This is a genomic window from Nonomuraea sp. NPDC050733, from assembly GCF_040654215.1.
GTDB lineage: Bacteria > Actinomycetota > Actinomycetes > Streptosporangiales > Streptosporangiaceae > Nonomuraea.
Genome location: NZ_JBFAHO010000048.1, coordinates 48,175 through 57,499, shown reverse-complemented (window position 1 = coordinate 57,499; position 9,325 = coordinate 48,175). Strand labels below are relative to the sequence as shown.

The 9,325-nt window shown below is 72.1% G+C and carries 8 protein-coding genes; 6 read left to right on the top strand and 2 right to left on the bottom strand.

From position 1 onward, the window contains the following. Window positions 1-53: 53 nt before the first annotated feature. The gene (locus AB0H64_RS39755; RefSeq protein ID WP_357635606.1) at window positions 54-1,250 is read right to left on the bottom strand and encodes a glycoside hydrolase family 16 protein; all 1,197 of its coding nucleotides are present in this window, start codon (window positions 1,248-1,250) and stop codon (window positions 54-56) included. Window positions 1,251-1,330: 80 nt separating this feature from the next. After that, on the bottom strand, window positions 1,331-2,329 hold the full coding sequence (locus AB0H64_RS39750) for a pectate lyase (RefSeq protein ID WP_357635603.1): 999 nt from the start codon (window positions 2,327-2,329) through the stop codon (window positions 1,331-1,333). A 264-nt stretch (window positions 2,330-2,593) separates the two neighbouring features. Here AB0H64_RS39750 and AB0H64_RS39745 point away from each other — a divergent pair, with 264 nt between their 5' ends. The 6 genes from AB0H64_RS39745 to AB0H64_RS39720 all read left to right on the top strand — a co-directional run bounded on the left by AB0H64_RS39745 (window position 2,594) and on the right by AB0H64_RS39720 (window position 9,294). After that, on the top strand, window positions 2,594-3,793 hold the full coding sequence (locus tag AB0H64_RS39745; protein ID WP_357635601.1) for a cytochrome P450: 1,200 nt from the start codon (window positions 2,594-2,596) through the stop codon (window positions 3,791-3,793). Between the two features lie 65 nt (window positions 3,794-3,858). Continuing rightward, window positions 3,859-5,595 (top strand): S8 family serine peptidase, encoded by a 1,737-nt coding sequence (locus AB0H64_RS39740; protein ID WP_357635599.1) that lies wholly within the window; start codon window positions 3,859-3,861, stop codon window positions 5,593-5,595. 9 nt (window positions 5,596-5,604) lie between these two features. Then, on the top strand, window positions 5,605-5,955 hold the full coding sequence (locus tag AB0H64_RS39735) for a DUF2784 domain-containing protein (protein WP_357635597.1): 351 nt from the start codon (window positions 5,605-5,607) through the stop codon (window positions 5,953-5,955). Window positions 5,956-5,990: 35 nt separating this feature from the next. Then, on the top strand, window positions 5,991-7,421 hold the full coding sequence (gene pyk, locus AB0H64_RS39730; RefSeq protein WP_357635594.1) for a pyruvate kinase: 1,431 nt from the start codon (window positions 5,991-5,993) through the stop codon (window positions 7,419-7,421). Between the two features lie 53 nt (window positions 7,422-7,474). After that, entirely contained in the window at window positions 7,475-7,954 is a 480-nt protein-coding gene (locus tag AB0H64_RS39725; RefSeq protein ID WP_357635591.1) for an Rrf2 family transcriptional regulator, read from the top strand. Between the two features lie 65 nt (window positions 7,955-8,019). Then, window positions 8,020-9,294: a globin domain-containing protein gene (locus AB0H64_RS39720; protein ID WP_357635588.1), complete on the top strand. Its 1,275-nt coding sequence runs from the start codon at window positions 8,020-8,022 to the stop codon at window positions 9,292-9,294. The last annotated feature ends 31 nt before the right edge of the window (window positions 9,295-9,325 follow it).

Sequence of the window (9,325 nt, the reverse complement as noted above, 5' to 3'; positions counted from 1 at the left end):
GCCGCCCCCCCGTCCCCCGGGCCGGGGCGGGCGCCGCCGTCTTCACCCGCCGCTCAGGCGAGCGGCTTCTGGTAGACGCGCACGTGGTCCACCACGAGCCTGGCCGGGAACACCGTGCCGGCGTCCGGGTCGCCGACCCAGTCGCCGGCGCCGCCGACCGCCAGGTTGAGGATCAGCGTGTGCGCGTGCCGGAACGACTGCTCCCAAGTCGTGCCGGCCGCGGTGGCCTTCAGCGTGCGGGTGACGACGCCGTCCACGGACCACTTGATGTAGCCGGTGGCGCTCGCGTCCCAGTCGACGGCGTAGGTGTGCCAGCCGTCGATGGTCTGACCGGCGGGCAGCGGGGTGCTGTCGCCCCACTGCTGGTACGGGTCGCCGCCGTGGGCGTGCTGCTCGACCAGGGCGGGCTCGTGGCCCCGGGTCTCCACGACGTCGATCTCGCCGCTGAGCGGCCACTCGACCGTGGCGTTGTTCCCGCCGACCGTCCAGAACGCCGGCCACAGGCCCTTGCCGACAGGCGCCCGCATGCGCACCTCGAAGTGGCCGCCCGCCTGCGACCAGGACGGCAGGCCGTCGTTGTTCTCCCAGTCGAGCATGGTCAGCCGGGCCGTGGCGTAGCGGCACGCCGCGTCGCCGCACGTGGCGCCGGGCGTGACGGCGGTGTCGGCGGTCAGCACCAGGTGGCCCTGCCCGTCGAGCTGGGCGTGGTCCATCTTGTACTCGGCGATGCTGCCGGTGCACGCCTGCTGCCAGCAGGGGTCGTTGAACCACACGGGCTTGCTCAGCCCGGTGTTCGGGCCGCCGCCCCGCGCGCCGTCGAAGGTCTGCTCGAACGTCACGGGGTTGGCCGCGACGGTGAACGACTTGACCGGGGTCAGGTTCGTCCACACGCCACCGGCCAGGTAGGCGACCCAGTAGGTGTAGGTGCCCGCGGGATAGGCCCTGGACTCGGTGGTGAACGTCTTCGCGCTGGTGGTGAGCGTGGTGGCGACGGCGCCGGGGAAGTCGACGATCGCGCCGGCCGCGTCGCGTACGGCGACGGTGAGCGCGTCCACGGCCAGCGACTGCGAGGCCCGTACCTTCGCCGTGGCGGTGAAGGGCCGGCTCGCCACGGGGGAGGCGAGGCTGGTGGTCAGGGAGTCCACGGTCACCGTCACGGCCGCCGCTTGTGCGGCGGACGCGGATGCGCTGGAGACGGCGGCCGTGCCGAAGACGGCCGTCGCGACCAGCGCACGCAAGAAAGCGCGCATGTGCTGCCTTCCAGAGGGATTATGTGCGCGATCTTTCTCCCATTGTGGACCGATCCGCGTCAACAAGATCGGGAATGGTGTCAGAGCCTGCCCGCGCCCGCGCCGGCCCGCACCGCCGCCGGGACGCCCTGCGCGGGGTCCACCGTGTACGGGTAGTACGTGCGCGGCTCCACGACCGTGCCCGCCGTCTCCGGCGCGCCCGAGCCGACGAAGACGTTGCCGCGCTGGACGGCCCGCCCCGGGCCGCTGTCGGCGTACCCGCCGGCCGAGTAGAGCGGATGCGCGACACTCTCGAAGTAGTTGCCCTCGACCAGCACCCCGGCGTTCTCCGTCGAGGCCACGCCGTACAGCTCGTTGCCGAGGAAGTAGTTGTTGAGCACGTGCACCGGCTCGCCGAACCGGACGCGCGGATGCCGCTGGCGGCTGTGGTCGAAGAAATTGTGGTCGATGGTCACCTTCAGGTGGCCGACGTCGGTGCCGGCCGCGCCGTCGGAGTGACTGATCAGCATGCTCTTGTCGGAGTGGTCGAAATGGTTCCACGAGACGGTGACGTAGTCGGCGCCCCGCACGATGTCGACCGAGCCGTCCACCGCGCCGGAGAAGGTGTTGTGGTCGATCCAGATGTGGTGCGACTGCTGCCCGATGTTGACCGCGTCGTCCTCGGCGTCGGTGAAGCGCAGGTTGCGGACGATCACGTTGTACGACCGGTAGAAGTCGAGGCCGCCGCCGGTGATGTGGCCGGAGGCGCCGACGCCCACGATGGTCTTGTTCGGGCGCACCCCCTGCTTGCTGGTGATGGAGATGGTGCCCGACACCTGGATGACCAGGGGTTCGAGGCTGTCGATGTACTCCAGGAACTGGGCGGCGTTCGTCGCGGTGACGGTCCGGCCGCCCGCGCCGCCGGTGGTGCCGTTCTGGCCGAGGGCGTTGACGGAGGCGAAGCCGAGGGGCACGCCGGCGGCGGCCGTCTCCGCGCTGTTCCTGGCCGCGCCTTGGACGGGGTGGGAGACGGACAGGGCGACGAGCGCGGCGGCTCCGGTGATCGCCGCTCGCCGTAATGCCGAGATTCTGCGGTCCATGGTGCCTTTCCGTCCTTTCAGGCCGTCGCCCAACAAGGCGAAAGTCGGGAAAGCGGTTTCCTGAAGCGCATCGTAAGGACCGGGGGCGTTTTCACGAAGCCTTCTCGTGTGAGAGCCGAAACGGCGCGGCGGCCCTCACCTGTTCGAGCGTGCCGGGCGCCCCGGAGCGGGGCTGAAAGTTTCAGTCCCGGACTTGTCAACCTATCGCTTGGTTGGTTGAGTGGAGTGGCACAGGCGGCAGCCGGCGAAGGGGCGGGAGCAGCAGTGCCAGGTCATCCGGTCAACGACGCCATCGACCTCACCAGCGGCGCCTTCTGGGGCCGCGACCCGCACGCGGAGCTGCGCTGGATGCGGGAGAACGCCCCCGTCTACTGGGACGGGCAGGTGTGGGGCGTCTCCTCCTACCGCGACGTCCGCCACGTCTCGCTGAACCCCCGGGCGTTCTCCAGCGCGCAGGGGATCCGGCCGGACTCCGGCCCCCTTCCCATGATGATCGACATGGACGACCCCGCGCACCTCCTGCGCCGCCGGCTCGTCAGCAGAGGCTTCACGCCGCGCCGGGTGACGGGCCAGGCCGAGCGGATCCGGAGGCTGTGCGACCAGATCCTCGACCGGGTGTGCGAGCGGGGGGAGTGCGACTTCGTCTGGGACATCGCCGCCCCGCTCCCGCTGATCGTCATCGGCGACGCCCTGGGCGTGGCGCCCGAGGACAGGGACGCGCTGATGCGCTGGTCCGACGACATGCTGCGCGGCCTCGTCGGGCAGTCCGACAGCGAGCTGCTCGTCCGGGCCGGCGAGGCGTTCGAGCAGTACGAGGCGTACGCGGGACGGGTGATCGCCGACCGGCGCGCCTGCCCCCGCGACGACCTCATCAGCACGCTGGTCCACGCCCAGGTCGACGGCGACCGGCTCGACCACGACTCCCTCGTCCACGAGAGCCTGCTCATCCTCATCGGCGGCGACGAGACCACCCGCCACGTCCTGTCCGGCGGCGTCTACCAGCTCCTCACCCACCCCGGGCAGCGCCGCGCGCTCGCCGAGGACCCCTCCCGCATCCCGGCGGCGGTCGAGGAGATGCTCCGCTGGGTCTCGCCGATCAAGAACATGAGCCGCACCGTCACCGCGGACACGGAGCTGGGCGGCCGGCGGCTGCGCGAGGGCGAGCAGGTGCTGCTGCTCTACCCGTCGGCCAACCGCGACGAGACCGTCTTCACCGACCCGTACCGCTTCGACGTGGCACGCACCCCGAACGACCACATCGCCTTCGGCTTCGGCAGCCACTTCTGCCTCGGCAACAGCCTGGCCCGGCTGGAGGTCCGCACGATGGTCGAGCGGCTGCTGCGGCGGCTGCCCGACATGGAGCCCGCCTCCGGGGGCGAGCCCCCCTTCCGTCCCGCCAACTTCATCTCCGGGTACGAGACGATGCCCGTGCGCTTCACCCCCGGGCCGCCGGTCGGCGCCTGAGTTGCATCCTCGGCCATGTGCCGGAAGGATGCGAAATCTGCGCAAGCGCGGCGGATGGGGGAAGAATGCGGCGACTTGTCTCTAGCCTGGCGGCCGTCACCGCGGCCGCCGCGCTCACAGCGTGCGGGCCCGCGAGCACGCCCGCCGCCGCGCCGATGGCCTCCTACCTCGTCTTCTACGCCGGCGGGCGGCAGGACGACGCCAGGGCCGCCGTGAGCCGCGCCGGGGGCGACGCCGTCGGCGGCGACGCCAGGCTCGGCTACCTGCTCGCCGAGGGCGGGGGAGACGCCTTCGTCGACGCGCTGGGCGACGACCCGGCCGTCGTGGGCGTGTCCACCGACCGGGCGATCGGCTACGCCTCGTCCACCGGCGCCTCCTGGCGCGGCTTCCCCTCCGGCCGTACCACGGCGGCGACCCCGGCCTCCGCCGCCGCTGCGAACGCCGCCTCCTCCGCGAACACCGCCTCCTCTCCGGCCGGCGACTCCCGGGGAGCCTTCCCCGACGGGCCGTCCATCGCGACCGGCGAAGCCGCCGGCGAGCCGCTCGCCTCCCGTCAGTGGGACATGCGGATGATCGGCGCCGACAAGGCGCACGCCGCGACCAACGGCAGCAGAAAGGTGCTCGTCGGCATCATCGACACCGGTGTCGACGGCACCCACCCCGACATCGCGCCCAACTTCGACCGCGCGCTCAGCCGCAACTTCGTCACCGACCGGCCCAAGGACGGCAACGGCGACACCCTCGACGGCCCGTGCGAGGTCAGCGGCTGCAAGGACCCGGTCGACCGCGACGACGACGGACACGGCACCCACGTGGCCAGCACCATCGGCTCGCCCGTCAACGGCATCGGCATCGCCGGCGTCGCGCCCGGCGTCCGGCTGGTCAGCATCAGGGCCGGCCAGGACTCCGGCTACTTCTTCCTCAAGGCCAGCCTCGACGCGCTCACCTACGCCGGCGACATCGGCGTGGACGTCGTCAACATGAGCTACTACGTGGACCCGTGGCTGTTCAACTGCGCCCACAACAAGGCCGACAGCAAGAAGGAGCAGCTGGAGCAGCGCGCCGTCATCACCGGCATGCAGCGGGCCCTCGACTATGCCCGCAAGAAGGGCGTCACGCTCGTCTCCGCCCTCGGCAACGGGGCCACCGACCTCGGCAGGCCGAAGGTCGACCGGAACAGCCCCGGCTACCCGCGCGGCGACGAGAAGGTCCGCAAGGTCGACAACTCCTGCCTCAACGTGCCGGCCGAGTCCAAGGGCGTCATCTCGATCTCCGCCGTCGGCCCGTCGGGGCGCAAGTCCATCTACAGCGACTACGGGATCGAGCAGGCCGACCTGTCCGCGCCCGGCGGCGACACCCTCGACGGCAAGGGCACCTCCGCCACCCGGGGGATCCTGGCCGCCGCGCCCGAGTCGGCACTGCGCGCCGCCGGCAAGCTCGACGGCTCCGGCAAGCCCAAGTCCGCCGAGATCATCCGCAGCTGCGCCAAGGGCACCTGCTCGTACTACCAGTACCTGGAGGGCACCTCCATGGCCGCGCCCCACGCCACCGGCGTCGCGGCCCTGCTGGTCAGCCGCTTCGGCAAGCCCGGCAAGGGCGGCGTGGAGCTCGACCCCGCCACCACCGAGCTGCTGCTCCACCGCACCGCCCGGCAGAAGGCCTGCCCCAGTCCCCGCGCGTACGTCTACAAGGTGTACGGCGAGACCGAGACGCAGACCTGCGAGGGCGGCGCCGCCAAGAACGGCTTCTACGGCCACGGGATCGTGGACGCGCTGAAGGCCGCCACCGTCAAGAAGCAATAACCTGGAGTAATGACGTATCGCCTGGTCGCGGACCTTGCGATGGCGGTGCACTTCGTGTTCCTCGCCTACGTCGTCGCGGGCGGGTTCGCCGCCTGGCGGTGGAGGCGCACGATCTGGGCTCACCTGGCAGTCGTATGCTGGGCACTGCTGTCCGTCACCGCGGGCGTCGACTGCCCGCTGACGGCCCTGGAAGACTGGGGCCGCCGCGGGGCCGGCCTGCCGGCTCTGCCTCGCAGCGGCTTCATCGACCACTACATCGAGGGAGTCATCTACCCGGAGCAGTATTCCGGCGTGGTCCGCCTGGCCCTCGCGGCCGTCGTGGCGGTGAGCTACGCGGGCTATGTTCTCCGCCGTCCATGACTGCCAAGTGGTCTGTACCAATTAAGGTAGGACTCGTGACTCGTCGCGCGAAAATCGTTTGCACCCTAGGCCCCGCCACCTCGTCCCCTGAGCGCCTGCGCGAGTTGATCTCCGCCGGCATGGACGTGGCACGCTTCAACCTGAGCCATGGCACCCATGAGCTGCACCGGGAGATCTACGACCGGGTCAGGGAGGTGGCGGCCGACCTCGGCCGAGGTGTAGGCGTGCTCGCCGACCTGCAGGGGCCCAAGATCCGCGTCGGCAAGTTCGAGGAGGGGCCCGTCCGGCTGGGCTTCGGCGACGTCTTCACCATCACCACCGAGGACGTGCCCGGCGACCGCGAGCAGGTCTCCACCACCTACAAGGGCCTGCCCGGCGACGTGCGCCCCGGCGACACGATCCTGGTCGACGACGGCCGCCTCGTGCTGGAGGCGACCCGCGTCGACGGCGACCGGGTCGTCACCCGTGTCGTCATCGGCGGCATGATCTCCGACAACAAGGGCCTCAACCTGCCGGGCGTCAACGTCAGCGCGCCCGCGCTCACCGACAAGGACGAGGCCGACCTGCGCTGGGCGCTGCGCACCGGGTGCGACATGATCGCCCTGTCGTTCGTCCGCCGCCCCTCCGACGCCGACGTGGTGCGCAACATCATGGAGCAGGAGGCCGTCCGTCTGCCGCTGCTCGCCAAGATCGAGAAGCCGCAGGCCGTCGAGCGCCTGCCCGAGATCGTCGAGGCGTTCGACGGCATCATGGTCGCCCGCGGCGACCTCGGCGTGGAGCTGCCGCTGGAGCAGGTGCCGATCGTGCAGCGGCGCATCATCGAGCTGTGCCGCGAGAAGGCCCGCCCGGTCATCGTCGCCACCCAGATGCTCGACTCGATGATGAACGCGCCCCGCCCCACCCGCGCCGAGGCGTCCGACGTCGCCTACGCGGTCATGGACGGCGCCGACGCGGTCATGCTCTCCGGCGAGACCTCGGTCGGCAGCTACCCCATCGAGTCCGTGTCCACCATGGACCGCATCGCCCGCGCGGCCGAGGAGCACTCGCTGCGCGCCACCCACTCCCTGGAGCGCCTGCCGGAGACGACGGGCGGCGCGATCGCCCGCGCCGCCGCCGAGGTGGGCGCGATCGTCGGCGCCAAGGCGCTGATCGCGTTCACCATGTCCGGCGAGACGGCCCGCCGCCTGGCCCGCTACCGCTCGCCGATCCCGCTGATCGCCTTCACCTCCGCCCCGCACGTGCGCGGCCAGCTGTCGCTGACGTGGGGCGTCGAGACGTTCCACGTGCCGTTCGTCCACCACACCGACGACATGGTGCGTCAGGTGGAGGCGTCGCTGCTGTCGCTCGGGCGGCTGGAGAAGGGCGACAAGGTCGTCATCGTTGCCGGCTCGCCTCCCGGCACGCCCGGCTCGACCAACGCCCTGCGCGTCCACACCATCGGCTCCGCGGTCTCCCACGCCAACTGACCGCACCCGCGCACCCCGCCGGGGCGCTGCTCCCCAGCGCCTACGGTAGGGGTATGCGCCTGACCGCCTTCACCGACATCTCGCTGCGCATCGTGATGCGCCTGGCCGTGGCGCGTCACGACGAGCTGATGACCACCCGCGCCGTCGCCGACCAGCTCGCCGTCCCCTACACCCACGCCGCCAAGGCCGTGGCGCGGCTGAGCGAGCTGGGCCTGGTCGAGGCCCGGCGCGGACGGGGCGGCGGGCTGCAGCTCACCGAGCAGGGGCGGCGCGCGTCGGTGGGCGGCATCGCGCGCAGCCTGGAGGGCGCCGGCGACATCGTGGGCTGCGAGGACGACCCGCCGTGCCCGCTGCGTGCCGCCTGCCGTCTGCGCACGGCGCTGCGCGGGGCTCAGGAGGCCTTCTACGCCTCGCTCGACGCCGTCACGGTCGCCGAGCTGGTGGCGCCGCCGACCGGCCCGGCTCTGCTCTCCCTGAGCGCGCCCCGAGACGGCGTACCCCCCGCCAGGAGGACCTCCACCCCGGCCCTTTAATATGTATCTGAGTTACCAATTAATTCTCGGGCCGGTCTTGTGCTGCCCGGAGCCGGAGGTCCCCCATGCTCTCCGCGGAAACCGCCGCGATCGTCCGCGCCACCCTCCCCGTGGTCGGGGCGCAGCTCGACACCATCACCGCGAGGTTCTACGAGACGATGTTCGCCGAGCGTCCCGAGCTGCTCGACGGCCTGTTCAACCGCGGCAACCAGCGCACCGGCGAGCAGCGCAGGGCGCTGGCCGGCTCCATCGCCGCCTTCGCCGGGATGCTGCTGGAGCGGCCGGACGAGCGGCCCGACGCGCTGCTCGCCCGCATCGCGCACAAGCACGCCGCGGTCGGGGTGACGGACGACCAGTACGTCATCGTGCACAAGTACCTCTTCGGCGCGATCGCCGAGGTGCTCGGCGAGGCGGTGACGCCGGAGGTGGCGGCGGCCTGGGACGAGGTCTACTGGCTCATGGCGGGCGCGCTGATCTCCATGGAGGCACAGCTCTACGCCCGGGCCGGCGCCGGTCACGACGGCACCTGGCGGCGGTGGCGGGTCGTCGAGCGGCGGGAGGAGACGGCCGACGTGATGTCGCTGCTGCTGCGCCCGGCCGACGGCGGGCCCGTCCCGCCCGCGCTCCCGGGGCAGTACGTGAGCGTCCGGGTGACGATGCCGGACGGGGTGCGGCAGCAGCGCCAGTACACGCTGTCGGGGTGCGGCGACGACGGGCTGCGCCGGATCACGGTCAAGCGGGTGCGGGGCGGGCAGACGCCGGAGGGGGAGGTGTCCACGCTGCTGCACGCCACGGTCCGGGCGGGCGCCGAGCTGGACCTGTCCGCCCCGTTCGGCGACGTGGCACTCACCGGCGGCGAGCGGTCCGAGGCGCACGCCGGCGGGCGGGACGGCGGGCCGCTGGTACTGGTGTCCGCGGGCATCGGGTGCACGCCCATCACCGCGATGCTGGAATCGCTGGCGGGTGAGGCCTCCACCCGGCCCGTCCTGGTCCTGCACGCCGACACCTCCGAGCCGGGTCACGCCCTGCGCGACGACATGGCGCGCCTGACGGACCGGCTCCCGGCCGGCGAGCGGATCTTCTGGTACGAGGACGGCGGCCGCCCTGAGGGCAGTGCCGCGGCGCACCAGGCCGCGGCGGACCAGGCCAGGGCGGGCCGGGTCAGGGCGGGCCGGATGGACCTGACCGGCGTCGAGATCCCCGAGGGCGCCGCCGTGTACATGTGCGGACCGCTGCCGTTCATGCGGGACGTGCGCGCCCAGCTCATCGGCGCGGGCGTTCCCCCACGCGACATCCACTACGAGGTGTTCGGCCCCGACCTCTGGCTGGCCCACGGCTGACGGACCTGTGCGGACGGGGCCGGGACGGCGC

Excerpts from the sequence above, each read along its gene's own strand:
- AB0H64_RS39735 (WP_357635597.1), top strand. The coding sequence starts at position 5,605 with ATGACGTATCGCCTGGTCGCGGACCTTGCGATGGCGGTGCACTTCGTG.
- AB0H64_RS39725 (WP_357635591.1), top strand. The coding sequence starts at position 7,475 with ATGCGCCTGACCGCCTTCACCGACATCTCGCTGCGCATCGTGATGCGC.
- AB0H64_RS39755 (WP_357635606.1), bottom strand. The coding sequence starts at position 1,250 with ATGCGCGCTTTCTTGCGTGCGCTGGTCGCGACGGCCGTCTTCGGCACG.
- AB0H64_RS39720 (WP_357635588.1), top strand. The coding sequence starts at position 8,020 with ATGCTCTCCGCGGAAACCGCCGCGATCGTCCGCGCCACCCTCCCCGTG.
- AB0H64_RS39740 (WP_357635599.1), top strand. The coding sequence starts at position 3,859 with ATGCGGCGACTTGTCTCTAGCCTGGCGGCCGTCACCGCGGCCGCCGCG.
- AB0H64_RS39750 (WP_357635603.1), bottom strand. The coding sequence starts at position 2,329 with ATGGACCGCAGAATCTCGGCATTACGGCGAGCGGCGATCACCGGAGCC.